This window comes from Actinomadura sp. WMMB 499, assembly GCF_008824145.1.
In the GTDB taxonomy this organism is placed as follows: domain Bacteria; phylum Actinomycetota; class Actinomycetes; order Streptosporangiales; family Streptosporangiaceae; genus Spirillospora.
Map to the genome: position 1 here is coordinate 7,711,338 of NZ_CP044407.1, position 24,919 is coordinate 7,736,256.

A 24,919-nucleotide genomic window follows, 5' to 3' on the forward strand; every position below is an offset into this window, starting at 1 on the left:
CGAGCGGGGCGCCCCGGGAGCCGCGCGGCGCCCCCGAGGGCTGCGGATCAGGCCGTCCCGTCCGGTGCGGGGACGAGCCCGAGCAGTTCGGCGGCCGCCTGCGCGTTGGCCGCGGCCGCGCCGTAGGTGGCCAGGTAGACGGCCGAACCCGGCCGCCAGACCGGCAGCCCCATCTCGACGACCACGGTGTCGGGACGGGCCGTCAGCAGCGCGGTCGTCAGGGACCGCTGGGCGGCGTGCCGGTGCGCGTCCCGCAGGACGACGACGAGTCCGCGTCCCTTGGCACGATCCAGGACGCGGTCCGCGTTCCCGTCCGTCCCGGCGGCCCGGACGGCGTCGGGCGCCCACGGGTGCAGGCCCCACGGCGTCGGACCGACCGCGATGTTCCCGGACGCCTCGACCTCGACGACCAGCGGTGGTGTCTCCGTCCAACCTGGGAGCGCTCCCGTGACCCGCACGGCGCGGCGCGCGCCCTCCAGCCCGGCGTCCCGGTCGGGCGTCGCCGGGATCTCGCGGGAGAGCCACCGGCGGAGCGCGTCGGTGCGGTCGGCGGCGTCGCGCAGCCGGTGCGGCGACAGCCGTCCGTCCCGCACCGCCGCCTCGACGGCCGCCAGCGTCGCGCGCAGCGTGTCGGCGTGCTCGTTCGGCCCGAGGCACAGCAGGTCGGCGCCCGCGATGAGGGCCCGCACGGACGCCTCGGGGATGCCGATCGCGCCGCTCGCCCCGCGCATGTCGAGCGCGTCGGTGACGATCACGCCCGGGTAGCCGAGCCGCTCCCGCAGCAGCCCGGTGATCGCGGCGGGGGACAGCGTGGCGGGCAGCCCCTCGGTGATCGTCGGGACGTTGAGGTGCCCGGTCATCACCGCCCGCGCGCCGGCGTCGATCGCGGCCCGGAACGGGACCAGCTCGCGGCGGTCCAGCAGGTCCAGGTCGGCGTCCACCAGCGGGATCGCCAGGTGGGAGTCGACGACGGTCGCGCCGTGCCCCGGGAAGTGCTTGGCGCACGCGGCGACGCCCGCCTCCTGCGTCCCGGCGACCGCCGCGGCGGCGTGCCGCGCGACCAGCGCGGCGTCGGCGCCGAACGAGCGGGTGCCGATCACCGGGTTGTCGTCGGCGGTGTTGACGTCCACCGACGGCGCGAAGTTGAGGTTGACGCCGACCTCGGCCAGCTCGGCGCCCATCGACCGGTAGATCCGGCGGGTCAGCTCCGGGTCGTCGACGGCGCCGAGCGCGGCGTTGCCCGGGTAGGGGCTGCCGGTGGCGTGCCCGCCGAGCCGGGTGACGTCGCCGCCCTCCTCGTCGATGCTGACCAGCGGGTCGCCGGCGGTGCGCATCCGCGCGGTGAGCGCGGCCAGCGACCCGGGGCTCGGCACGTTGCCGGTGAGGGCGAACAGGGTGACCCCGCCGAGGCCCCGCTCCAGTTCGTCCAGCAGCCAGCCCGGCGCGGTCGCCCCGGGGAAGGACGGCGAGAGCGCCGCGCGCGCCAGCCGGGTGATCTCCCCGGTGGTGGCGATGTCGTCGGTCGTCACCCCTTCACCGCCCCGGCGGTCAGCCCGGTCACCATGCGGCGCTGGACGATCAGGAAGAAGATGATGACGGGAATCGTGAGCAGCGTCGACGCCGCCATGATGGGCCCCCAGGAGTTGCCGCTGCGGCCGAAGAAGAACTGCAGCATGATCGGCAGGGTGTACTTGTCCTGGTCGTCCAGGAACGTGAAGGCGAAGATGAACTCGTTCCACGCGGTGATGAACGAGAAGATGCTGGTCGCGACCAGGCCCGGCGCGACGAGCGGGAGCATGACCCGGAAGAACGTCCGGACCGGGCCGGCGCCGTCGATGGCCGCGGCCTCCTCCAGCTCGCGCGGCACCGCCGCGACGAACCCGCGCAGCATCCAGATCGCGAACGGCACCGCGAACCCGATGTAGACGACCAGCAGGCCCCACATGCTGTTCAGCATGTTGAGGTGCTTGAGGTCCAGGAACAGCGGGATGACCAGCGCCTCCAGCGGGACCATCTGGACGATCAGCAGCATCACCAGGAAGGTGGTGCGGAACCGGAAGCGGAACCGGGCGACCGCGGTGGCGGCCAGCAGCGCCAGCAGCCCCGACACCAGGACGGTGCCGAGCGCGAGCAGCGCGCTGTTGCCGAAGTACTTCCAGAACGAGACCTCGGCGACGGAGCCGTTGACGATGACGTCGAAGTGCTCCAGCGTCGGGTCGGTCGGCAGCGGCTTCGGCGTGGAGCTGAAGATCTCCTCGTTGGGCTTGAAGGCGGTGGAGGCCATCCAGAAGACGGGGAAGACCGCGAACGCGAACACCAGCAGGCCGATGCCGTTCCAGGTGATCTTCGAGAGCCGCTTCTTCCGGCCGGACCTCCCGGCGTGCGCGGAGGCCCCCGCGGCCCCGCCCCCGAGGAGCGCCGGAAGCTTGGTCGGCGCGTTCATCGTGTCTCCCCCTGACGCACCATGACCCGGACGTACAGGGCCGTGACGATGAGCAGGATCAGCGTGAGCACCAGCGCGATCGCCGAGCCGTCGCCGAGCTTCGGATTCATCGAGCCGAACGCCTCCGAGTACGCGTACAGCGAGAGGTTGAAGGCGTCCCGGTTGGCCATCCCGGACATGATGAACAGCTGCGTGAACACCTTGAAGTCCCAGATGATCGACATGACCAGCACGACCAGGAAGATCGGCTTGAGCATCGGGTAGGTGATGCTCCAGAACGTCCGCCACGGGCCGGAGCCGTCGACGCGCGCGGCCTCGTACAGCTCGCGCGGGACGCTCTTGAGCCCGGCGAGCACGGACACGGCCACGAACGGGCAGGCCTGCCACACCACGCAGATGGTGAGGACCGTGTAGGTGGGCAGCGGCTTGGCGAACCAGTTGTAGCCGAGCCAGTCGCCGCCGACCAGGAAGTCGGGGAGCAGGTCCAGCGTCCAGTTGACCAGCCCGCCGGTCGTGCCGAACAGCCAGGTGAAGATGATCGCCGCGGTGATCGGCGGGGTCGCCCACGCGACCATCACGCCCCCGGCGACCAGGTTCGACATCCTCTTGCCGAGCTTGTTGAGCAGCAGCCCCACCAGGGTGCCGACCACCATGGTCAGCGACACCGCCACGACGGCGAACAGCACCGTGTGCCGGAGCGTCTGCCAGAAGAACGGGTCTCCGAGGATCTCGCTGAAGTTCTCGAACCCGACCGATTCGGCCGGCTCGCCGCGCAGCTGGCGGTTGCCGACCTCCTGGAACGACATGATCCCGATCTGGATCATCGGCCAGAACATCAGCAGGGCGATCACGGCCACGGTGGGCGCGATCAGCAGGTACGGCCCGAAGCGGGGCCGGCGGCGCGGGCGCGAGCGGCCGGCGGATCTGCGGCCGGGCGGCTTGCGCACCGCGGGAGCGGTGTCGAGCATGGGCGGTTCCGTTCAGGAGGGACGGGCGGCCGTGACTGGTCCGGAGCGCGGCCCCCGCCGCCGCGGCGCCGTGCGCGCGGCGGCGGGGGCGCCCGGTGTCACGGGTTGAGCAGCGTGTTCGCCTGCTCGTTGGCCTTCTTCATCTCCGCCGCGGCGTCGCCGCCCTGCATGATCGCCTTGACCGTGTTCGGCAGGACCTTCTTGGCCTGCTCGAACTCGGCCCAGCCGGCGGTCATCGGCGGGAACTTGGTGTTCTTGGCGATGTCGGTGAAGATCGCGAGCTTGGGGTCGGAGAACGACACGTCCGAGCGCATGGACGAGAAGCCGCTGTAGTCGGCCCACGCCTTGGCGTTCTTCGCGTTGTTCAGGACCTTGATGTACTCGAAGGACACCTTCGTGTTCGCGGTGTCGCGCCAGACGGCGACGTCCGAGCCGCCCGCCATGACCGGGGCGTTGCCGCCGGTCTTGGTCGGGATCGGGAAGACCGCCCAGTTCTCGGCGTTCTTGGGGGAGATCTCCTTGAGCTGCTTCAGCGCCCAGCTGCCGTCGAAGTACATGCCGACCTTGCCGAGCGCGAAGTCGCGCTGCGGGCCCTCCAGCTCGTTCTTGCCGACGTACTTGCCGGAGTCGTCGAGGCCCGCGTAGTACTGCACGGCCTCCACCGCCTGGGGCTGGTCGAGCTTACCGGCCCACTCCTCGCCCTCCTGGACCGCGACCTCGCCGCCGTTGCCCCAGACGAAGCTGATGATCGCGTTGGTGTGGTCGCTCGCGACGCCGATGCCCGGGACGTCCTTCTCGTCCTCGATCTTCTTGGCGGCCGCCGTCAGCTCGGCCCAGTTCTTGGGCGTCGTGATGCCGAGCTCCTCGAACCAGTCCTGCCGGTACCAGACGCCCCGCACGCCGCCGTACCACGGCACCGCGTACGTCTTGCCGTCCGCCTGGTCGTTCTCCAGCGCGGTCTTGTTCAGGGTCTGGGCGTCGGCCCAGTCGCCGAACTGGTCGGAGATGTCGGCGAGGTTGCCCTGCTCGATGTGGGACTGGACGTCGGTGTTGCCGAGTTCGGTGACGTCCGGGCCCTCGCCGCTCGCGGCGGCCTTCTGGAACTGCGTGGCGACCTGCGCCCACGGCACGTACTTGATCTTGACGTCGGTATCCGGGTGCGTCTTCCTGAACTCGGTCTCGACGCCGTCCAGGAACTCGGTCTGCTCGGGCGTGCCCTCGCCCATCATCCAGACCTCGAGTTCGGCGGGGACCTTCTCGCTCCCGCCGTCGCCGCCGTCGCCGCCGCAGGCCGATGCGGCCAGGGCGATCGCGGCCGCCGCGGCCGCCATCTTGATGTACCTCACTGGGGGATTCCTTTCCGGCATCGCCTCGCGCGGCCTTGTGGCCTGCGGTGTGAGCCGGGCACTCCGACCCTTTAGGGTCCGGTCATGCCCCGCTCGCAGTCGCATGGTTCGCGGGCGCCCTGCTCGCCGCTCGGCGCTCTGCGCGCGTCCACCGGTCCCGGGTAGGGGCCGGTCGGCGCTTGCGCGTAAACTAACAAGAAACTTTCCTAAACAAAACTGCCCGTTAGCGGATTGAGACATCGAGGGGTGCCAAGCATGGCCAGACGCCCGGGAACGCCGCGGCTGCTGCGTGAGTTGAACGACCGCGCGGCGCTGGACCTGCTCGTGGAGCAGGGGCCGCTCACCCGCGCGCAGATCGGCGAGCACACCGGGCTGTCGAAGGTCACCGCCTCCCAACTGCTGTCCAGGCTCGAGGAGCGGGGACTGGTGGCGGTGGTCGGGGAGCAGGCCGGAGGGCGCGGCCCGAACGCCGCCCTGTACGCCGTGGTGCCGTCGAGCGCCTACGTGGCGGGCCTCGAGGTGGGCCCGGACGGGGTCACCGCGGGCGTCGCCGACATCACCGGCCGGATGGTCGCCAAGGTTACCGTCGATCCGAATGGATCGGACGATCCGGTTAAAACCGTACATAGTGCCGTGGTGAAGGCGTGCCGGTCGGCGAAGGTCGCGGCGGGCCGGCTGAAGGCGTTCGTGATCGGCACCCCCGGCGTCGTCGACCCCCGCTCGGGCGACGTCAAGTTCGCCTTCGACCTGCCGTCCTGGCACGAGGGGGTCCTCGCGGCGCTGCGCACGGACCTGCGCCGACCGGTGACGATCGAGAACGACGTCAACCTCGCCGCCCTGGCCGAGCGCGCGTACGGCGCCGCGAGGCACGCCGACGACTTCGCGCTCATGTGGTTCGACCGCGGCATGGGCCTGTCGGTGATGCTGGGCGGGCGGCTGCACCGCGGCCGCTCCGGGGGCGCGGGCGAGATCGGCTACCTGCCCGTCCCGGGGGCGCCGCTCCCGCTCGGCGCGGCCCGCCGCCCCGAGGACGAGGGCGTCACCGAGTCGACGACCTGGGGCATCCCGGCCCTGGCCGGCGGCTACGGCTCGCTGGTCGGGGCGGACGCCGTCCGCGCGCTGGCGCACGAGCACGGCATCGCCGAGCCGACCGCGGTGGACTGCGTGCGCGCCGCCGTCGCCGACGAGGAGCGCGGCGGATCGTTCCTGGACGAGCTGGCCGTCCGCATCTCCTACGGGGTCATCTCGGTCAACGTCGTGCTCGACCCCGGCCTGGTGGTGCTGTCGGGGCAGCTCGGGCACGCGGGCGGCGCGCCGCTGGCCGCCCGGATCGAGCGGGCGGTGGGGCGGCTCAGCCCGACCCGTCCCACGGTCGCGGTGACCGAGGTGGAGGGCGATCCGGTGCTGCGCGGCGCCGTCCACGCGGCCCTGGAGCGGGCCCGGGACGACGTCTTCTCGGCCCCCGGGGAGGACTGACCGCCCGCCGTCCCCGGCCGCCCGAGATCGCCGCCCGAGACCGCCGCCGCGCCGGGGACGCGGACGAGGGCGGGCGGAGACGCCGACGCCCCCGCCGGAGGATCGGCGGGGGCGGTCGTGGTTCGCGCGGGCGCCTCCCCGTGCGTGCGCCCGGACGGGCGGTTACTTGGCCGTGGTGGTCGGTGCGTCGGCGGGCTCGTCGTGCCTGCGCGGGTCGTTCAGCGCGCGGTCGATGACGGTCTGGCTGATGACCTGGCGCCTGCGCCGCAGCGCGGCGGCCCTCCGTGCGGTAGGTGTCATGCGATTCCCCGTTCCGCGGCGAGCCCTTCCCCGACTCCCCGCAACCCCGTACATCTTCATTTTCCCAGAGAAAGGGCCCGGGGGTATCCGCCCAAAGGAGGAAACCGAGATCAGACCTCCTGCTTAGGGCGGACGGCGCGGGGGAGGATCGCGTCCGCCGTGGCGCGCGCGAGGGCGGCCGCGTCCCGCACCCCGCCGACGCTGTAGGCGACGTTCGCGCCCTCGTGGACGATCGCGAGCTGCTCGGCGAGCGTCCCCGTGCCGCCGTCCCCGGGGAGGTCGCGGACGAGCCGCGCGTACAGCTGGCGGGTCCACGCCTTCTGCTCGGCGGCGAGCCCGTGCACGGGATGGGACGCGTCGGGCAGTTCGGCGCAGGCGTTGACCATCGAGCAGCCGCGTCCCGAACCGGCCGCGAGCCAGGCGCCGAGCGCGTCGAACGAGGCGAGGGCGCGCTCGCGCGGGTCGCGGACGGCGGCGAGTCGCTCGTCCATGAAGGCGCGCCAGCGCTCGTCCCGGGCGCGCAGGTACGCCATGATCAGCGCGTCCTTCGAGCCGAACCGGTCGTAGACGGTCTTCTTCGTGACCCCGGCCTCGGCGGCGACGAGCTCCATGCCGACGCTCGTGATGCCGCGTTCGTAGAAGAGCTCGCTCGCGACCTCCAGGACCCGGCGGGCGGCGGGCGTCAGCGGGCGGTCCGCGGGGGCGGTGGCGGGCATCGCGCGCTCCTTCCGATCGGCGTGCACCACGAGTATACCCACCGGTGTGGGTAGTGTAGGTATACCGGTATGTATATCTATGGAGGGCGGATGACCTCGCAACGGACGGACGCGCTGCTCGGCGCCGGATTCGTCGTCCTGTGGAGTTCGGGATTCATCGGCGCCGAACTCGGCGCGCAGAGCGCCCCCGCGAGCACCCTGCTCGCCTGGCGGTTCCTCACCGCGCTGCCCGTCCTGGCCCTGTGGGCCGCCTGGCGGCGGCCGCGCGTCCCGCGGCGGGAACTCGGCCTGCACGTGCTCATCGGCGTCCTCGGGCAGGGCGGCTACCTCTACGGCGTCTTCGAGGCGTCCCAGCAGGGGGTCGACGCGGGCGTCAGCAGCCTGATCGCGGCGCTGCAGCCGCTCGTCGCGGTCGCCCTGGCCGTGCCGCTGCTGGGCGAATCGATCACCCGCCGGCAGCTCGCCGGGTTCGCCGGCGGGCTCGGCGGGGTCGCGCTCGTGGTCGGCGGCGAGCTGACCGGCGGCGCCCCCGCCTGGGCGTACCTGCTGCCGTTCGGCGCGATGCTGAGCCTGGTCGCCGCCACCCTCGTCGAGCGCCGCACCCGCCCCAAGGCCGGGATCACGGAGGCGCTGGCGATCCAGGCCGCGGTGAGCGCCGTGCTGTTCTCGGGGCTCGCCGCGTCCGAGGGCGCGCTCGTCCCGCCCGCCGAGCCCTCGTTCTGGTCCGCCATCGCGGTACTGGTGCTGCTGGCGATGTTCGGGGGGTACGGGCTCTACTGGGTGAACGTCCGCCGGACGGGCGTGGCGCGGGTGTCGGCCCTGCTCTACCTGACGCCGCCCACCACGATGATCTGGGGCTGGGCAATGTTCGGCAGCACCCTCCCGCCGCTGTCGCTGCTGGGCGTCCTGGTGTGCGCGGTCGCGGTCGCGGTGGCCCTGCGCGCGCCCGCGACCGGCGAGCCCGGACGGGACGGGCGGGCCGCTCAGGCGCGCAGGCGCAGGCCCTTCGGCGTCGGGTGGAAGCCGGCCGACTCCAGCGCGGCGGCGAGCGGCGACCCGGCGATCGCGGCGCCGTCCGCGCGCTCCACGGTGAGCTTGCCGAGCGCGCCCTCCCGGACGGCCAGTGCCAGCGCGTCCACCGCGGGCTGCACCACGCCGGGGTCGTCGTCCCAGGTCAGCAGCGTGCGCCCGCCGCGCTCCACGTAGAGGACGAGGCGGCCCTCCACCAGCACCACCAGCGCCCCGGCCTTGCGGCCCGGCTTGTGCCCGCTGATCGCCTCGTCGTCGCGCTGCGGCCACGGCAGCGCGGCGCCGTAGGGGTTGGCGGGGTCGGCGGCGGCCAGCACGAGCGCCCGGTCGGCCCGCCCGCGCGGGGACCGCGGGTCGGGCGCGGGCGTCTCCCACAGCGCGGACAGGTCGTCCGGTGCGCCCGGTGCGGCGGCCGGGCGGAACGCCCGCAGCCGGTCCACCGCGCCGGGCAGCGCGAACTGCGCCGCGCCGAGGCCCTCGACGAAGTAGCCGCGGCGGCAGCGCCCGCTCTCCTCGAACGCGCGCAGCACCGGGTACACGCCGGCGAACCCGCCGGGCGTCCGCTCCGCCGCCACCGCGCCCCGGATGACGATGCCGTACCGCTCCAGCAGCGCCTCGGCCAGCGCGGTCGAGCGCAGCGTCGCGGTGCCCTCCCGCTCCGGCAGCGGCCACCAGCGGCCCCCGACGGTCGGCGGCCCGGTCCGCGACGGGAGCACCGGACGGCCGCGCCGCGTCGTCCGGGACCGGTGCGTCGGCCGCCCCGAGCCCAGCGCGGCGCGCAGCGGGGCGAGCGTGTCGTTGGTGAGCCGCCCCGCCCACACCAGGTCCCACACGGCGGTGACCAGGTCGGCGTCGGCTGCGGTGACGTCCCGGTTCACCCGGTCGGACAGCGTGCGGAAGAACAGCGCGCCGCCGTCGCCGAGCGCCGCCAGCGCCGCCTCGTGCACCGGCGTGATCGTGATCTCCGCCGGTTCGGGCATCAGCAGCGGCGCGGTGTCGGCCAGGTAGAGCGCGACCCAGCCGTCGCCGCCGGGCAGGTCGCCCTGCCCGGCCCAGACGACCTCGCCCGCCGACGTCAGCTCGTCCAGCATCGCGGGGGAGTAGCCGGGGACGCGGGACGGCAGGACGAGCGTCTCCAGCGCCGACGCCGGGACGGCCGCGCCCTGCAGCTGCTCGACCGCCTGGACGAGCGCGTCGACGCCGCGCAGCCGCGACCCGCCGGTCACCCCGTGCCACGCCGGCAGGAACCTGCCGAGCGACTCGGGCGGGGACGGCTCGACCTCCGCACGCAGCCGCGCGAGGGAGCGCCGGCGCAGCGTCCGCAGCACCCCGGCGTCGCACCACTCGTTCGTCAGCGGCCCGGACACCGCCTCGACCGGCAGGAACTCGCCCTCCGCGACCCGCCCCGCGCCCGCGAGCCGGCGCAGCGTCTCCACCACCACGGCCGGGCCCAGCCCGAACCGCGTCGCGGCGGCGGCCGCCCGGAACGGGCCGTGCGTCCGCGCGTACCGCGAGATCAGGTCGCCGAGCGGGTCGTCCAGCGGCTCCAGGAACGCCTCCGGGACGCCGACGGGCAGCGGCGCGCCGAGCGCGTCGCGGAGCCGTCCGGCGTCCTCGATCGCGGCCCAGTGCTCGGCGCCCGCGATCCGCACCCGGATCGCCCGCCGGGTCGCCTCCAGCTCGGCCAGCCAGTGCGCCGACTCCGTGCCGAGTGCGCGGTCGGCGACCTCGGCCGTCGTCAGCGGGCCGAGGACGCGCAGCAGGTCGGCGACGCCCTCCAGGTCGCGGGCACGGCGGTCCTCGGCGAGGCGCTGCAGCTCGCGCTCGGTGTCGGCGACGACCTCCGGGTCGAGCAGCTCCCGCAGGTCGGCCTGGCCGAGCAGCTCCGCCAGCAGCGAGGTGTCGAGCGCGAGGGCCTGCGCGCGCCGCTCCGCGAGCGGGGAGTCGCCCTCGTACATGAACGCGCCCACGTAGTGGAACAGCAGCGAGCGGGCATAGGGGGACGGCTGGGGCGTCTCGACCTCGACGAGCCGGACGCGCCGACCCGACACGTCCCGCATGAGCTGGACGAACCCCGGGACGTCGAACACGTCCTGCAGGCACTCCCGCATCGTCTCCAGCACGATCGGGAACGACGGGTACTTGCTCGCGACCGACAGCAGCTGCGCCGCCCGCTGCCGCTGCTGCCACAGCGGCATCCGCTTGCCGGGACGGTTGCGGGGCAGCAGCAGCGAGCGCGCCGCGCACTCCCGGAACCGGGCCGCGAACAGCGCCGACCCGCCCAGCTCGTCGACGACGATCCGCTCGACGTCGTCGGGGTCGAACACCGCGACGTCCAGGCCCGGCGGGTCCTCCATGTCGGGGACGCGGATGACGATGCCGTCGTCGGCGTGCATGGCCTGCGCGTCCACCCCGTACCGCTCGCGCAGCCGCCCGGCGATGGCGAGGGCCCACGGCGCGTGCACCCGCGCGCCGAGCGGCGAGTGCACCACCATGCGCCAGTCGCCCAGCTCGTCGCGGAACCGCTCCACGACCATCGTCCGGTCGTCGGGCACGTGCCCGGTCGACTCGCGCTGCTCGGTCAGGTACGACACGAGGTTCGCCGCGGCCGACTCGTCCAGACCGGCGGCCGACACGCGCCCGCGCGCGTCGTCCCCGGCCAGCCCGGACAGCTCCCGCGTGAACGAGCCGAGGGCGCGGCCCAGCTCCGCCGGGCGCCCGAGCGTGTCACCGTGCCAGAACGGCAGCTTGCCCGGCTGCCCCGGCGCGGGCGACACCAGCACCCGGTCGGGCGTGATGTCCTCGATGCGCCACGAGCTCGCGCCGAGCACGAACACGTCCCCGACGCGCGACTCGTAGACCATCTCCTCGTCCAGCTCGCCCACCCGCGACGCCTTCTCGCCGACCAGGAACACGCCGAACAGGCCGCGGTCGGGGATCGTCCCGCCGCTGGTCACCGCGAGCCGCTGCGCGCCCGGACGGGCGGCCAGCGTGCCGGTCACCCGGTCCCACACCAGGCGGGGCCGCAGCTCGCCGAACTCGTCGCCCGGGTAGCGGCCCGCGAGCATGTCGAGCGTCGCCTCGAGCGCCGAGCGCGGCAGCGTCGCGTACGGCGCGGCCCGCTTGACCAGCGACTCCAGGTCGTCGACCGGCCACTCCTCCATCGCCGTCATCGCGACGACCTGCTGCGCCAGGACGTCCAGGGGGTTGCGCGGGTACCGCAGCTCCTCGATCTCGCCGCCGCGCATCCGCTCGGCCACCACGGCCGTCTGCACCAGGTCGCCCCGGTACTTCGGGAAGATCACGCCCTTGGACACCGCCCCGACCTGGTGCCCCGCCCGGCCGACGCGCTGCAGCCCGTTCGCCACCGACGGCGGCGACTCGACCTGGACGACCAGGTCGACCGAGCCCATGTCGATGCCCAGCTCCAGGCTGGACGTCGCCACGACCGCGGGCAGCCGCCCCTCTTTCAGCGCGTTCTCGATCGCGGCCCGCTCCTCCTTGGACACCGACCCGTGGTGCGCGCGGGCGATCTCCCCGGGGGCGCCCTTCGCCGCCCCGGCCTGCGCCATCGCCTCCGCGGGGGAGTGGTCCTCGGGGAGCGCCTCGCCGGTCGCGCGCTCGTAGGCCAGCTCGTTCAGCCGCCCGCAGAGCCGCTCGGCGAGCCGCCGCGAGTTCGCGAACACCAGCGTCGAGCGGTGCGCCTCGATCAGGTCGAGGAGACGGTCCTCCACGTGCGGCCAGATGCTCCGCTGCCGCGGGTCCGGCGCGCCCGAATCGTCCACGAACCGCCCGACCTCGCCCATGTCCTCCACGGGGACGACGATGTCGAGGTCGAAGATCTTGTCGGACGGGGGCTGCACGACCCGCGCGGGCCGCGGCCCGCCGAGGAACGCCGCGATCTCCTCCGCCGGGCGCACCGTGGCCGACAGCCCGATCCGCTGCGCGGGCCGCTCCAGCAGGGCGTCCAGCCGTTCCAGCGACAGCGCCAGGTGTGCGCCGCGCTTGGTGCCCGCCACCGCGTGCACCTCGTCGACGATCACCGTCTCGACGCCGCGCAGCGACTCGCGGGCCTGCGAGGTGAGCAGCAGGAACAGCGACTCGGGCGTGGTGATCAGGATGTCGGGCGGTTTGGCGGCCAGCCGGCGCCGCTCGTCGGCCGGGGTGTCGCCCGACCGCATCCCGACCCGGACGTCCGGTTCCGGCAGGTCCAGCCGGCGGGCGGCGTGCCGGATGCCGGTCAGCGGGGCCCGCAGGTTGCGTTCGACGTCCACGGCCAGGGCCTTCAGCGGCGACACGTACAGCACGCGGCAGCGGCGCAGCGGATCCGGGCCGGGCGGCGGGCCGCCGGTCAGCCGGTCGAGCGACCACAGGAACGCGGCGAGCGTCTTGCCGGACCCGGTCGGCGCCACGACGAGCGTGTTGTCGCCGCCGGAGATCGAGTCCCAGGCGCCGGCCTGGGCCGCGGTGGGCGCGGCGAAGGCCCCCGCGAACCACTCGCGGGTCGCCGGAGAGAAGCGTTCGAGCACGTCACCGCCCATGGCGCCATCTTGCCTCGCGGGTCCGACAGAACGGGACCGGGGTGGCGCGCGTCACATTGTAAGCAAGCGCTTGTCAGGGCAGTGTGGGGCGACGACCGTCCAGTGGAGCCGTTCATGACCTACCTCCTTCTCGCGCTCGGGATCCTGTTCGGCCTGCTCGCCGTCAACGCGCACCGGCCGAGCAAGAACCCCGTGCTGCTCGCCCCGAGCTTCTTCGCGGGCTGGTGGACGATCGAGCTCGCGCCGCACCTGCTCGTCGCCGAGGTCGCCGCGCTCGTCCTCACCGCCCGCTACGGCGGCCTGGACGGGTGGGCCGGATGGACCGGCCTCGCCCTGGGCGCCGCCGGCCTGGCGGGCCTCGCGGCGACCATCGCGGTGTCCCGCAAGACGACCGTCACCCTGCGCGAGTGCGGCGTCCCGCTCGACCTGGACCCCGATACCGCGCCCCGCTACCCGCGCACCCACCTGGTCGTGCCGCCCCTGTGCCTGATCCCGCGCAGGGGAGTGCGGGCCGAGCGCAACGTCGTCTTCCACGAGGACGGACGGCTCCGCCTCAAGCTGGACGTGTACCGGTCGGCCACCGAACCCGCCGGGGGAGGGCTGCGTCCTGGGCTGATGCAGATCCACGGCGGGGGATGGATCATCGGCGACAAGCGAGAACAAGGTCTGCCCCTGCTCAACCACATGGCGCTCCAAGGCTGGGTGGGCTTCAACGTCAACTACCGTCTCAGCCCCCGCGCCACCTGGCCCGACCACCTCATCGACCTGAAGCGCTTCCTCGCCTGGTACCGCGAGCACGCAGAGGAATACGGCGCCGACCCCGACTTCCTCTGCGTGACCGGTGGTTCCGCCGGGGGCCACCTCACCGCGTTGGTCGCGCTCACCGCGAACGACCCCGACTTCCAGCCCGGCTTCGAGGACGTGGACACGTCCGTGCAGGGAGCCGTCCCCTTCTACGGCGTGTACGACCTCCTTGAGCCCGGTCCCTGGCCCGTCCCCTTCGGATCCACCCGGCTCATGGAACGGTGGGTCATGAAACTGCCGTTCGCCGAGAACCGCGACGTGTTCGCCAAGGCCTCACCCGTCACCCACGTGCGCGAGGACGCACCGCCCTTCTTCGTCATCCACGGCAGCCACGACTCCCTCATCCCCGTTCCGGAGGCCCGCCGGTTCGTCGAACGGCTCCGCGAGACCTCGCGCGCGCCCGTCCTCTACGCCGAGATGCGGGGCGGCCAGCACGCCTTCGACGTGTTCCCCTCCTACCGGACCGCCCGCGTCGTCGAAGGCGTCGAGCGGTACCTCACCGGCCTCCACCGGCAGTACCGGCAGGGCACGGGACCCTCCGTCCCCGGCGAGGTCGCCGAGTCCCTCGACGGGACCCCGAAGGACGGCGCCGCCGGATAGCGCCGTCGGATAGCGTTGGGGACGTGCGGCTCACGGTGTTCTGGGAACGGATGAACGAACAGTTCGGCAAGGGCTACGCCGAGAGCGTGGCCAAGGACCACGTCATCGCCGAACTGGGCGGCCGCACCATCGAGCAGGCACTCGCCGACGGGGAACCCGCGAAGAAGGTCTGGCAGGCCGTCGTCGCGACCTTCGACGTCCCCTCACGCCTTCAGTAGGGACGTCCGCTCCTTCACCAGGGACGGCTTCGCCGGGGCCACGACCCGGTGCGGGACGAACGACGACGTGTCGTCGGTGATCAGCCCCGACGTCTCCCGGATGCCGATCCCGGCCGCGCCGTCGTGCACGACCCACGCGCCCAGCACCGGATGCTCGCCGTCGAAGTCCGGCAGCGCGCAGAACTCCTGGAACACGAACCCCTCGGCGCCGTACTCGCCCTGCGTCCGGTGCTCGCCGCCGTCCGGCGTCACGATCCGCATGCTGGCGCCCTCCCGGCCCAGCATCGGCTTCTGCACGTACGACGTCAGGTTCGCCGGGGTGTTCAGATACGTCGGCAGCAGGTTCGGGTGGTCCGGGAAGAGTTCCCACAGCAGCACGAGCAGCGCCTTGTTCGACAGCACCATCTTCCAGATGGGCTCGATCCACGACGTCGACGCGAACCGGATGTTGCGGCCGAACGGCTCCGCGACGATCCACTCCCACGGGTACAGCTTGCAGAGCGTCCGTATCTCCCGCTCCTCCAGGTCGACGAACCGGCGCCCGCGCGCGTCCCAGCCGACGTCCTCCATGGCGATCGCCGTGCCCGAGAGCCCCGCCTCCGCGGCGGTCTCCTGCATGTAGGCGATCGTCATGACCTCCTCGCCGCTCTCGTCGTCGGTCGTCCACGCGAAGTGGGCCAGGTCGCCGCCCACGGCGGGCGCGATGTCCTTCCAGCGCGCCACCAGCCGCTCGTGGATCGAGTTCCACTGGTCGTCGTCCGGATAGACGTCCTGCAGCCAGAACCACTGGACGACCGAACTCTCGACCAGCGCGGTCGGGGTGTCGGCGTTGTACTCCAGCAGCTTCGCGGGACCCCGGCCGTCGTAACGCAGGTCGAACCGCCCGTACAGGTGCGGGTCGCCGCGCCGCCACGACGCCTCGACCAGCGGGGCGACCCAGTCGGGGAGGCCGAGCACGTGGTACCGGCCGGTGGACACCACGTGCTCCACCACCTGCAGGCACATGTCGTGCAGTTCCTCGACGACCCGCTCCAGTTCGAGGATCTCGTCCAGATCGAACACGTAGTGCACGGACTCGTCCCAGTAGGGACGGCTCAGATGCTCGGGGTGCGCGGTCCGGTGGAACGCCAGCCCGTGCGACTCGACCTTCTCGGCCCAGCCGTCCCGCGGTGTCGAACGCATTCGGCGCATCCGGTCAGCTCCCGCCGCCACCGCGGCCGCCGAACCCGCCGCGGCTCAGCGTCGTCCCGCTCCGGGACTTGATCTTGCCCTCGGGACGGACCGACGAACCGCCCGACACGTAGCCGTTCCGGACGTTGCCGCCGTAGTACCAGTAGTACTGGCCGTAGGAGTCGCCGTCGTCGATGTCGTCCACGTCGCAGTTGTAGTCGGACACGACCTTGCGGCCGCCGGTGTCGTCACGGTCGACGCAGCGGGCGACCGTCGACTTCGATCCGCAGGCGACCAGGGTCACCGACAGGGCGCTCACCATCCCGACCTTCACGGCCCGGGACCTGAGCCGGCGGGTCGGCTCCTGTGGGGGCATGGAGAGCACATCCCTTCGGCGCGATGGAGGTTTTGCAGAAGTGAGACGCGACTAACCGGAGCCAGGTTCCCCCTGGAACGCAACAAAGGGCTAATCGGGCACGGGAAGGTGCGCGAACAGGTCCATCGCGTCCACCGTCGAGGGCAGGTCGCTGACCTGGCCGTCGCCGACCTCCACCACGCGCCACCGGCCGTCCGACCGGCGCGCCAGGTCGGTGGTGATGAACCGGCAGCCGAGCGAGCGGACGGCGGGCGCCACGTCGGCGACCTCGGGGACGGGCTCCACGTCCGGGCTGTCGGGATGCGGCCCCACCAGGACCGGCTCGCCGTCCACCCACCACACGCGGGCCTCGCCCGCCCCGACGTACTCCTCGAACTCGCGCACGACCAGGCCGCCCGCGAGGAAGTCGCCGCGCAGGGCGATCATCTTCGCGGCGACGTCGCGCAGCCGGGCGGCGTTGTGCACGTCGGGGACGAAGCATGCCTCGTCCCACTCGTGCTTGCACGACTTCACGTAGTCCTTGACGACACCCGGCCCGGCGCTCAGCGGCCGCACCAGTTCCGCCAGCTCGCCCGCCCCGCCCGGGTCGCCGCCCGGCGGCAGCGGGCGCCACACGCTGGGCGGCGTCAGGCCGGCGAACGTGTCGTGCCAGCCCGGCAGCTCGTGGGCGCGCCGGTAGTCGTCCGGGTGCGTCACCAGCGCCGATCCGCGCGCCTTCAGCGCGGACGCCAGCGCCGCGTACTCGTCCGCCGTCAGCATCCAGCCCCGGTACCAGACGGCGCCGAGCGCCTCGGGCACCCTGCGCGCCGCCTCCTGGACGTCGCCGCGCTGCAGGGCGTCGTGGTCGAGCAGGGCGATCTCGCCGTAGTGGTCGCGCACGGCCGAGGCCTCGCGTGCGAAGTGAGGGTCAACGCGCCGGGGGTGCAGTGGATCGACGCAGAAGAGGACGGTCAGCGTCATGATGGGAAACCCCTCCGTGGACGGAGCCAGCGTACGGCGGCACGGCCCGGGCGCGCACGGAGATTCCGTCCGAAACGGCATACGGGGCGATGATCGAACGAGTGTTCGGTAGGCTGGTGCAGGCCCGCGCCGTCGTCCACAGGCGCGCCGGGCGCTCGAAAATGTCGGCGGCCCGCCGTAGCGTCGCCCTCGACATCGCAAGCAGCGGCCCGAGAGCCGGCAGTCACGACGAATAAGGACATCTCATGGCAGCGAACGACAGGGAGAAGGCTCTCGAGACCGCCCTCGCCCAGATCGAGCGGCAGTTCGGCAAGGGCTCGGTCATGCGGATGGGCGAGGAGGTCCGGGCGCCGGTCGAGGTGATCCCGACCGGGGCGATCTCCCTCGACATCGCGCTCGGCATCGGGGGGCTGCCCCGCGGCCGCGTCGTCGAGGTCTACGGGCCGGAAGGCTCCGGCAAGACCTCGATCGCGCTGCACGCCGTGGCCAGCGTGCAGAAGAAGGGCGGCATCGCCGCGTTCGTGGACGCCGAGCACGCCCTCGACCCCGAGTACGCCAAGAAGCTCGGCGTGGACATCGACGCCCTGCTGGTCTCCCAGCCCGACACCGGCGAGCAGGCGCTGGAGATCACCGACATGCTGATCCGCTCCGGCGCGATCGACGCGGTCGTCATCGACTCCGTCGCCGCGCTCGTCCCGCGCGCCGAGATCGAGGGCGAGATGGGCGACAGCCACGTCGGCCTCCAGGCCCGGCTGATGTCGCAGGCGCTGCGCAAGCTCACCGGCGCGATCAACCAGACCAAGACCACCGCGATCTTCATCAACCAGCTCCGCGAGAAGGTCGGCGTCATGTTCGGCAGTCCCGAGACCACGACCGGCGGCCGGGCGCTGAAGTTCTACGCGTCCGTCCGGCTGGACGTGCGCCGCATCGAGACGCTCAAGGACGGCACCGAGGCCGTCGGCAACCGCGTCCGGGTCAAGGTCGTCAAGAACAAGATGGCGCCGCCCTTCCGCGTCGCCGACTTCGACCTGCTCTACGGCCAGGGCATCAGCCGCGAGGGCGGGCTGATCGACCTCGGCGTCGAGCACGGGTTCGTCCGCAAGTCCGGCGCCTGGTACACCTACGACGGCGACCAGCTCGGCCAGGGCAAGGAGAACGCCCGCAACTTCCTCAAGGCCAACCCCGACATGGCCGACGGGATCGAGAAGAAGATCAAGGAGAAGCTGGGCGTCGGCCCGAAGGTCGACAAGGAGGCCGAGCCCGTTCCGGCGGACGCCGCCGCGGCGCCCCCGGTCCCGCCCGCCGCCCCCGCCAAGGCGCCCGCCGCCAGGAAGACCGCCAAGGCCAAGGCCGGTGATTCCTGACGGTGAATCCCGCGATATGGGTGACTCCTGACGAAGAGTAGGCGATGATCTCGTATGTAGGGCGGCGGCGCCTCCCCCGGCACCGGCCCGCCGGTGCGCGGACCTTCCCCGATGGCGCCGCCGCTCCCGCGGTCCCGGCGTGAGCGGCGACCCGAGCGCGGCCGCGCACGACGACCCGCACGACGACCCGCACGACGACCGGCGCGACGGCCCGCGCGAGCGCGGCGCGTCCCGTCCGGCAGCCGAGCCCCGCGACCCGGAGGCGCGCGCCCGCGACATCTGCCTGCGCCTGCTGACGGGGTCCCCGCGCACCCGCGCGCAGCTCGCCGATGCCCTGCGCCGCAAGGACGTCCCGGACGACGTCGCCGAGCGCGTCCTGTCCCGGTTCACCGACGTCGGGCTCATCGACGACGAGGCGTTCGCCCAGGCGTGGGTGCAGTCCCGCCACACCGGCCGCGGCCTGGCCAAGCGCGCCCTCGCCGCCGAACTGCGCCGCCGCGGCGTCGCCGACGAGACCGTCAACGATGCCGTCGAGGTCCTCGACCCTGCCCGGGAGGAGGAGACGGCCCGCGCCCTCGTCGCCCGCCGCCTCCCCGCCACCCGGGGCGTCGACCCCGCCAAGCGCATGCGCCGGCTGGTCGGCATGCTCGCCCGCAAGGGCTACCCGCCCGGCCTGGCCTTCCGCGTCGTCAAGGAGGCCCTCGCCGACGAAGGCGCCCACCTCGACGACCACCTCTTCGACTGACGGTGATGATGTCCGTGGGTGACGCGGCGGGCACGCCGACTGCCGGGCGGACGCCGAACGGCGGGGCGGCGGTGCCCCGTGGCGCCCGCGGCCGCCGACGGTCCGGGAGGGGCGGGGAGCCGCTGCGGGCGGACGCGTGGGGCGGGTTTCGGACGCGGGACCGGCGGGCGGCTCGTGTCCGGAATCAGGGGTCGCGGGCACGGATCCGAGGGAGATTCGGTTCTCGTCGGAGGCCGTCCCGTTCGGGGGCGCGGTCCCGGGCGGCGGGCCTGCCTGCGGCGATGGCGCGTACGGGCGGGTAAGGAAGGCATCACGTCCGCGTGTGGTTGGTCCGGAATGCCCCCTGTTTGCTTGCTCATTACCTCCATGCCGCTTACCGTTACGGCAGTGAGGAGTTACTCCGCCTAGTGCGGATTGCCATAGGACCGAACACGTTCGAGCAGCTGAGAGGCACCAGGGACACGTTCGCCGATCTGGACTCGGCCGGATCTCCGGGACGCGCGCGGCGCGGCCCGGTGATGGCGTCGCCGTGTCCGCGGCCGTCCGCAGGGCGCGAGTAAATCCTCGCTAGGCAGGGTTCCGAACCCCAGACGGGACCCGACGGCGAGGAAGGATCTGCCTCATGGAGAGCGTCCTGCTGGGTGCAGCGCTGCTGGTGACCCTGGTCGCTCTCGTCATCGTGATCCTGTGGCGCCCCGGTGCGTCCGGCAAGGCCGCCGCCGAGATGGCGCGCGCGCAGAGCGAGGCCGACGAGGTCCGGGCGGACGCCGACCGGGAGGCCCGCAAGCTCATCGAAGGCGCCGAGGGCGAGGCGCGCCGGCTGGCGACCGAGGCCCGCACGGCGGCCGAGCAGGAGGCCAGGGCCGTCCGGGACGAGCTGCGCGGGCTCCGGGAGGACCTCGAGCGCCGGGAGGCGCGGCTGGCCGAGCGGGAGCAGCGGCTGGACGGCGAGGTGCGGCGGCTGACGGAGTGGTCGGCCAGGCTCACCGAGGACAAGCGGGCGCTGGAGGAGCGCGGGCGGGAGCTGGACGGCGTCGCCGAGGAGCGGCGGCTGGTCCTGGAGCGGACGGCGGGGCTCACCGCCGAGCAGGCCAAGTCCGAACTGGTCGCGTCGATCGAGAACCAGGCCAAGCGCGAGGCCATCCCGATCACCCGGGAGATCGAGAACACGGCCCGGCAGGAGGGCGACAAGCGCGCCCGGAAGATCGTCACCCTGGCGATCCAGCGGATCGCGAGCGAGCAGACGGCCGAGTCGGTCGTGTCGGTCCTGCACCTGCCCGGCGACGAGATGAAGGGCCGCATCATCGGCCGCGAGGGCCGCAACATCCGGGCGTTCGAGACGACGACCGGCGTGAACCTCATCATCGACGACACCCCCGAGGCCGTCCTGCTGAGCTGCTTCGACCCCGTGCGCCGCGAGGTCGGGCGGCTGACGCTGGAGAAGCTCGTCCTGGACGGGCGCATCCACCCGCAGCGCATCGAGGAGATCTACGAGCGCAGCAAGCGGGACGTGGAGCAGCTGTGCGTGCGGGCCGGGGAGGACGCCCTGGTCGACGTCGGCATCGCCGACATGCACCCGGAGCTGATCGCGCTGCTCGGGCGGTTGCGGTACCGGACGTCCTACGGGCAGAACGTCCTCAAGCACCTGATCGAGTCGGCGCACATCGCCGGGATCATGGCGGGCGAGCTGCGGCTGCCGGTGGACGTCGCCAAGCGGGGCACGCTGCTGCACGACATCGGCAAGGCGCTCACCCACGAGGTCGAGGGCAGCCACGCGCTGATCGGCGCGGAGATCGCCCGCCGGTACGGCGAGCCCGAGGACGTGGTGCACGCGATCGAGGCGCACCACAACGAGGTCGAGGTGCGGACGGTCGAGGCGGTGCTCACCCAGGCGGCGGACGCCGTCAGCGGCAGCCGTCCGGGCGCGCGCCGGGAGTCGCTGGAGGCCTACGTCAAGCGGCTGGAGCGGCTGGAGGAGATCGCCCGCGACAGGCACGACGGCGTGGAGAAGGTGTTCGCGATGCAGGCCGGGCGGGAGGTCCGGGTCATGGTCAAGCCGGACGCGGTCGACGACATCCAGGCGCAGGTGATCGCGCGCGACATCGCCAAGCAGGTCGAGGACGAGCTGATCTACCCCGGGCAGATCCGCGTCACCGTCGTGCGGGAGTCGCGGGCGACCGAGTTCGCCCGCTGAGTTCGCCCGCTGAGTTCGCCCGCCGAGTTCGCGTGGCGGGTCGGTCCGCCGGCCGGGGCTCCGGCCCCGGGGCCGGCCGTGCGGGCCGGATATTTGGCCCGGAGTTCAGACGCAAGACGAATGTCCGAAATGCGCCGCCATGATCATCGCATGGTCGGCTCACCGGAAGGACACTCGTGAACAGGCTCTCCAAGCTCGTCGGCGGCACCGCTCTGGGCGGTGCGCTGCTGAGCGGCACGGCGCCGGCCGCCGCGCTCACCGTCACCGGCACCGCCCAGGCCGCGCCGGACCGGCCCGCCGCCCACCACCGGACGGACGCGGTGATCCTCGGCCATCGCGGCTCGCCGGGCCAGGCCCCCGAGGAGACGCTCGCCTCCTACCGCAACGCGCTGCGCGAGGACGCGGACGTCCTCGAGGGCGACGTCCAGCTCACCTCGGACCGCGAGCTCGTGCTCCTGCACGACGACACGCTGGCCCGGACCACCGACGTCGAGGAGGTATACCCGGACAGGGCGCCGTGGACGGTGGGCCGGTTCACGCTCGCGGAGATCAAGAAACTGGACGCCGGGTCATGGTTCGACTCGCGCTACCGGGGCCAGCGCGTGCCGACCGTGAAGGAACTGCTGGACCTCACCGACCGGCGCACCGGCCTCACCCTCGAACTGAAGTCGCCCGCCAACAGCCCGGGGGTGGCGACGCTGCTCGCCCGCGAGCTGAACGCGGCGGGGCTCACCGATGGCGCGACGCTGCGTTCGGGCGCCTACCGTGTGCACGTCCACTCGCGCGACAAGGCGGCGCTGGAGGAGTTCCACGCGGCCGCGCCCAAGGTGCAGCTCTCCTACCTGACCGGCGGGAAGATGCTGTCCGACGCCGAACTGGCCGAGCTGTCGGGGTGGACGGTCGGGGTGTACGCGCACCCGCGCGTGACCAGCGCGTCCGACGTCGAGCGCGCGCACGGCGCGGGACTGAAGGTCATCAGCGACCCGGTGGACGGCCCGGCCGAGATCTCCATGGCCGCGAACCAGGGATACGACTGGGTCACGTCGAACTTCCCGGGGACGGCGCGGCGCGTCCTGGAGCACGCGAAGCGGCCGTTCCCCGGCGCGAACGGCGTCGTGGTGGACAGCGTCTTCCCGAACCCGAGCGGCGACGACGTCCAGCCCGAGAACAGCGAGCACGTGGTCCTGCGCAACACCACGGGGCGCGCCGTGGACGTGAGCGGCGGCTACCTGCGCGACCAGGCGGGCAACCTGCTCCGGATCGGTCCCGGGTACGTGATCCCGCCCGGCAGCCTGCTGCGCGTCCACGTCGGCCCGGGGACGAACCGGGCCGACGCCTACTACAACGGGCTGACCAGGGGTTTCCTGAACAACACCGCGGGGGACTCGCTGTCGTTCTTCGGCGCCGACCACTCGCTAATCGACATCGGCTCCTACATCGTCCCCTGATCCCGTTTCGTCCTCTGGATCCGCCTTCTCGGAGGCCGCCGGCGCGGCGCCCATCGTCAGCTCGATGGGCGTCACGTCGCGCGGCTCGAAACCGAGGACCTGCCCGTAGACGGCGAGCTCCGACTCCAGGCACGTGACGATCGTCGCCGTCCGGCGGAAGCCGTGCGCCTCGCCCTCGAACGTCAGGTACGCGTGCGGCGTCTCGCCCGCGCCCAGCGCCATCGCGAACCGCTCCGACTGGTCCGGCGGGACGATCGGGTCGTCCAGCCCCTGCAGCAGCAGGACGGGGCACGCGGCGGCGCCGGCGCGGTTGAGCGGCGAGCGCTCCTCGTAGGCGCGCTCGAAGCCGGGCAGGGGGCCGATCAAGCCGAACAGGTAGCGCGACTCGAAGTCGTGGGTGCCCTCGGCGAAGCTCTGCAGGTCGGTGACGCCGAAGTAGGACGTCGCGGCCTTGAACACGCCGGTCTGCGTGACGGCCGCGAGCGTCGTCCAGCCGCCCGCGGAGCCGCCGCGGATGGCGAGCCTCCCGGGATCGGCGGTTCCGCCCTCCACGAGCGCCTGGGCGGCCGCCACGGCGTCCTCCACGTCGACGACCCCCCACTGCCGGCTGAGCCGCTCGCGGTAGGTGCGGCCGTAGCCGGTCGACCCGCCGTAGTTGACGTCGACGACGCCGATCCCGCGGCTGGTGAAGTACGCGCGCTCCATGTCGAGCGCGGTGGAGACGCGGCTGGTCGGGCCGCCGTGGACGAACACGACGTACGGCGGCAGTTCGTCCGCGGGCCCAGCGGCCTGCGGGTTCGCGGGCGGGAAGACGTACGCGTGCACGGGCCGGCCGAACGGGCCCTCCAGCCGTTCGGCGCGCGGCGCGGGCAGGTACCCGGACGCGGGCACGTCCTCCAGTTCGGCCCGCAGCTCCTCGGCCCGGCCCGTCGCGGCGTCGATCCGCACGACGGTGCGGGGGGTCTCCGGACCGCCCGCGATGCCGACGATCGTGGAGCCGTCCGCGGACACCTGCGGCAGCCAGTCCGAGTAGGGGAGGTCGAGGTCCTCCAGATCGAGCGTCTCCGGGTCGTAGATCCCGATGCGCATGTCGCCCTCGCCGTGCAGCACGGCCAGGCGCCCGTCGCCCAGGAGCGCGTACGGCATCCCGCCGAGCTGCCATAGCGGGCCGGCGAACTCCTCTTCCGCGGGGTAAAGCGCCTGAGCGGACTCACCGTGCAGGCCCACCTGGTAGATGTTCCACCAGCCGGGCCAGTCTGAGACGACGTACAGGGTGTCGTCGTCCGCCCACAGGGGCGCCAGGACCGATTCCTTGAGCCCGCCCTTGACCGTGCGGGGCGCGACGGCCGCACCGTCCTCGATCGCCGCGACGCGCAGTTCCGTCCCGTCCCAGGGCATGCGGGGGTGGTTCCACTGAACCCAGGCGAGGTGCCCGCCGCCGGGAGACGGGGAGGGCGAGGCGTAGAAATGCGCGCCGGACACGAGCTCGCGGATCGCGCCCGGATCGTCCGCGGCGCTCCCGTCGAGCGGCACGGCGACGATGGCGCGCCGGATCCCCGCGTCCCGCTCGTCCGCGGCGGCGCCGTTCGCGCCGTCGGCGCCGTCCGCGCCCTCGGGGGCGTCCGCCGGGGCGGCGATGTGGCCCTCGCAGACGCACCACACCTCCGTCCCGTCCGGGGCCAGCACGTAGTCGGCGTAGCGCAGCCCGCCGGGGACGGCCGGTTCCGGGGTCAGCGGGTACGGCTTGGCGTCGCCCTCGTCGAGCCGGTGCAGCCGCTGGTCCTCGTAGTTGGAGAAGACGATCGAGGTGCCCTCGGCGGTGCGCACCGGCAGGTACGACCGCCCGCCGTACTCGTGGACGCGCGTGCGCGCGTCCCACGGCGCGTGCAGCAGTTCCGTGCGGCGACCGTCGTGCAGGCGGACGACCGTGTTCCGCCCACCCTCCTCGGGGCGGGTCTCCTGCCACCACACGTCGTCGCCCGCGACGGAGGGGAAGCCGAGACGCAGCCGGGCGCGGGCGACGTCGGCCGCGGAGATGGGAGACGGCCAGGAGCCGTAGGGAAGGGTCGCACGAGCGGTCATAACGGAATCGTCCCGCATACGGGGATGCAGTGGGGCCATGACGGCCCGTTTGACTTCGGAAAGATACGGGCCGTCACTCCGGCCGGGACGCCTCCGGACGCCGTCCCATGTGCGAAGGGGCGCCGCCGGGGAGTTCCGG

Annotated in this window: 18 protein-coding genes and 1 pseudogene; 8 read left to right on the forward strand and 11 right to left on the reverse strand. The window is 73.1% G+C overall.

All coding sequences use genetic code 11. The features are described 5' to 3' along the window. Positions 1 to 47: 47 nt before the first annotated feature. From F7P10_RS35110 to F7P10_RS35125, 4 genes are all read right to left on the reverse strand, one after another. A complete protein-coding gene (locus tag F7P10_RS35110; RefSeq protein WP_254716181.1) occupies positions 48 to 1,529 on the reverse strand; it encodes a glycoside hydrolase family 3 protein in 1,482 nt (493 codons plus the stop codon). Beyond that, positions 1,526 to 2,443 carry a carbohydrate ABC transporter permease gene (locus F7P10_RS35115; RefSeq protein WP_151016155.1) on the reverse strand — a complete coding sequence of 306 codons (918 nt, stop codon included), beginning with the start codon at positions 2,441 to 2,443 and terminating at the stop codon, positions 1,526 to 1,528. Before F7P10_RS35115 ends, F7P10_RS35110 begins: the two co-directional genes overlap by 4 nt. After that, the gene (locus tag F7P10_RS35120) at positions 2,440 to 3,411 is read right to left on the reverse strand and encodes a carbohydrate ABC transporter permease (protein WP_151016157.1); all 972 of its coding nucleotides are present in this window, start codon (positions 3,409 to 3,411) and stop codon (positions 2,440 to 2,442) included. Before F7P10_RS35120 ends, F7P10_RS35115 begins: the two co-directional genes overlap by 4 nt. 98 nt (positions 3,412 to 3,509) lie before the next feature. Then, positions 3,510 to 4,757 (reverse strand): extracellular solute-binding protein, encoded by a 1,248-nt coding sequence (locus F7P10_RS35125; protein ID WP_151016159.1) that lies wholly within the window; start codon positions 4,755 to 4,757, stop codon positions 3,510 to 3,512. 255 nt (positions 4,758 to 5,012) lie between these two features. Here F7P10_RS35125 and F7P10_RS35130 point away from each other — a divergent pair, with 255 nt between their 5' ends. Continuing rightward, positions 5,013 to 6,233 (forward strand): ROK family transcriptional regulator, encoded by a 1,221-nt coding sequence (locus tag F7P10_RS35130; protein ID WP_151016161.1) that lies wholly within the window; start codon positions 5,013 to 5,015, stop codon positions 6,231 to 6,233. Between the two features lie 162 nt (positions 6,234 to 6,395). On the opposite strand, the gene F7P10_RS42890 is transcribed toward F7P10_RS35130, so the two are convergent. Next, positions 6,396 to 6,533: a hypothetical protein gene (locus tag F7P10_RS42890; RefSeq protein WP_176611785.1), complete on the reverse strand. Its 138-nt coding sequence runs from the start codon at positions 6,531 to 6,533 to the stop codon at positions 6,396 to 6,398. A 110-nt stretch (positions 6,534 to 6,643) separates the two neighbouring features. Further along, a complete protein-coding gene (locus F7P10_RS35135; RefSeq protein ID WP_151016163.1) occupies positions 6,644 to 7,249 on the reverse strand; it encodes a TetR/AcrR family transcriptional regulator in 606 nt (201 codons plus the stop codon). A 90-nt stretch (positions 7,250 to 7,339) separates the two neighbouring features. Between F7P10_RS35135 and F7P10_RS35140 the strand changes: the two are divergent. Further along, a pseudogene (locus F7P10_RS35140) lies at positions 7,340 to 8,128 on the forward strand (DMT family transporter); the annotation flags it as partial. Positions 8,129 to 8,232: 104 nt separating this feature from the next. On the opposite strand, the gene F7P10_RS35145 reads toward F7P10_RS35140, so the two are convergent. Further along, positions 8,233 to 12,819: an ATP-dependent helicase gene (locus tag F7P10_RS35145; protein ID WP_151016165.1), complete on the reverse strand. Its 4,587-nt coding sequence runs from the start codon at positions 12,817 to 12,819 to the stop codon at positions 8,233 to 8,235. A gap of 114 nt (positions 12,820 to 12,933) precedes the next feature. On the opposite strand from F7P10_RS35145, the gene F7P10_RS35150 reads away from it, so the two are divergent. Then, positions 12,934 to 14,223 (forward strand): alpha/beta hydrolase, encoded by a 1,290-nt coding sequence (locus F7P10_RS35150; RefSeq protein WP_151016167.1) that lies wholly within the window; start codon positions 12,934 to 12,936, stop codon positions 14,221 to 14,223. A 23-nt stretch (positions 14,224 to 14,246) separates the two neighbouring features. After that, positions 14,247 to 14,441 (forward strand): DUF3046 domain-containing protein, encoded by a 195-nt coding sequence (locus F7P10_RS35155; protein ID WP_151016169.1) that lies wholly within the window; start codon positions 14,247 to 14,249, stop codon positions 14,439 to 14,441. Here the strand turns inward: F7P10_RS35155 and F7P10_RS35160 are convergent. The 3 genes from F7P10_RS35160 to F7P10_RS35170 all read right to left on the reverse strand — a co-directional run bounded on the left by F7P10_RS35160 (position 14,427) and on the right by F7P10_RS35170 (position 16,947). Next, complete coding sequence (locus F7P10_RS35160; RefSeq protein WP_151016171.1) at positions 14,427 to 15,632, reverse strand: glutathionylspermidine synthase family protein; 1,206 nt, start codon at positions 15,630 to 15,632, stop codon at positions 14,427 to 14,429. The two genes, F7P10_RS35155 and F7P10_RS35160, sit on opposite strands and share 15 nt — an antisense overlap. A gap of 4 nt (positions 15,633 to 15,636) precedes the next feature. After that, complete coding sequence (locus tag F7P10_RS35165; RefSeq protein ID WP_254716182.1) at positions 15,637 to 15,987, reverse strand: hypothetical protein; 351 nt, start codon at positions 15,985 to 15,987, stop codon at positions 15,637 to 15,639. Between the two features lie 90 nt (positions 15,988 to 16,077). Then, entirely contained in the window at positions 16,078 to 16,947 is an 870-nt protein-coding gene (locus F7P10_RS35170; protein ID WP_151016173.1) for an ATP-grasp domain-containing protein, read from the reverse strand. 245 nt (positions 16,948 to 17,192) lie between these two features. On the opposite strand from F7P10_RS35170, the gene recA reads away from it, so the two are divergent. The 4 genes from recA (at position 17,193) to F7P10_RS35190 (ending at position 22,698) form a co-directional block, all read left to right on the forward strand. Further along, the gene (gene recA / locus F7P10_RS35175; RefSeq protein WP_151016175.1) at positions 17,193 to 18,311 is read left to right on the forward strand and encodes a recombinase RecA; all 1,119 of its coding nucleotides are present in this window, start codon (positions 17,193 to 17,195) and stop codon (positions 18,309 to 18,311) included. A gap of 139 nt (positions 18,312 to 18,450) precedes the next feature. Continuing rightward, positions 18,451 to 19,056 (forward strand): recombination regulator RecX, encoded by a 606-nt coding sequence (gene recX / locus F7P10_RS35180; protein WP_151016177.1) that lies wholly within the window; start codon positions 18,451 to 18,453, stop codon positions 19,054 to 19,056. A 622-nt stretch (positions 19,057 to 19,678) separates the two neighbouring features. Continuing rightward, positions 19,679 to 21,250, forward strand: coding sequence for a ribonuclease Y (gene rny, locus F7P10_RS35185; protein WP_151016179.1), 1,572 nt, complete (start codon positions 19,679 to 19,681; stop codon positions 21,248 to 21,250). A gap of 176 nt (positions 21,251 to 21,426) precedes the next feature. After that, positions 21,427 to 22,698, forward strand: coding sequence for a glycerophosphodiester phosphodiesterase family protein (locus F7P10_RS35190; RefSeq protein WP_151016181.1), 1,272 nt, complete (start codon positions 21,427 to 21,429; stop codon positions 22,696 to 22,698). Here F7P10_RS35190 and F7P10_RS35195 read toward each other — a convergent pair. Then, positions 22,666 to 24,780 (reverse strand): prolyl oligopeptidase family serine peptidase, encoded by a 2,115-nt coding sequence (locus tag F7P10_RS35195; protein WP_151016183.1) that lies wholly within the window; start codon positions 24,778 to 24,780, stop codon positions 22,666 to 22,668. The genes F7P10_RS35190 and F7P10_RS35195 overlap by 33 nt on opposite strands. Positions 24,781 to 24,919 lie beyond the last annotated feature (139 nt).

What these genes read in the sequence shown, in the direction of transcription:
- F7P10_RS35195 (WP_151016183.1), bottom strand. Translation starts at nt 24,780, where the DNA reads ATGACCGCTCGTGCGACCCTTCCCTACGGCTCCTGGCCGTCTCCCATC.
- recA (WP_151016175.1), top strand. Translation starts at nt 17,193, where the DNA reads ATGGCAGCGAACGACAGGGAGAAGGCTCTCGAGACCGCCCTCGCCCAG.
- F7P10_RS35115 (WP_151016155.1), bottom strand. Translation starts at nt 2,443, where the DNA reads ATGAACGCGCCGACCAAGCTTCCGGCGCTCCTCGGGGGCGGGGCCGCG.
- F7P10_RS42890 (WP_176611785.1), bottom strand. Translation starts at nt 6,533, where the DNA reads ATGACACCTACCGCACGGAGGGCCGCCGCGCTGCGGCGCAGGCGCCAG.
- F7P10_RS35160 (WP_151016171.1), bottom strand. Translation starts at nt 15,632, where the DNA reads ATGCGCCGAATGCGTTCGACACCGCGGGACGGCTGGGCCGAGAAGGTC.
- F7P10_RS35120 (WP_151016157.1), bottom strand. Translation starts at nt 3,411, where the DNA reads ATGCTCGACACCGCTCCCGCGGTGCGCAAGCCGCCCGGCCGCAGATCC.
- F7P10_RS35135 (WP_151016163.1), bottom strand. Translation starts at nt 7,249, where the DNA reads ATGCCCGCCACCGCCCCCGCGGACCGCCCGCTGACGCCCGCCGCCCGC.
- F7P10_RS35150 (WP_151016167.1), top strand. Translation starts at nt 12,934, where the DNA reads ATGACCTACCTCCTTCTCGCGCTCGGGATCCTGTTCGGCCTGCTCGCC.
- F7P10_RS35165 (WP_254716182.1), bottom strand. Translation starts at nt 15,987, where the DNA reads ATGCCCCCACAGGAGCCGACCCGCCGGCTCAGGTCCCGGGCCGTGAAG.
- F7P10_RS35170 (WP_151016173.1), bottom strand. Translation starts at nt 16,947, where the DNA reads ATGACGCTGACCGTCCTCTTCTGCGTCGATCCACTGCACCCCCGGCGC.
- F7P10_RS35130 (WP_151016161.1), top strand. Translation starts at nt 5,013, where the DNA reads ATGGCCAGACGCCCGGGAACGCCGCGGCTGCTGCGTGAGTTGAACGAC.
- rny (WP_151016179.1), top strand. Translation starts at nt 19,679, where the DNA reads ATGGAGAGCGTCCTGCTGGGTGCAGCGCTGCTGGTGACCCTGGTCGCT.
- F7P10_RS35145 (WP_151016165.1), bottom strand. Translation starts at nt 12,819, where the DNA reads ATGGGCGGTGACGTGCTCGAACGCTTCTCTCCGGCGACCCGCGAGTGG.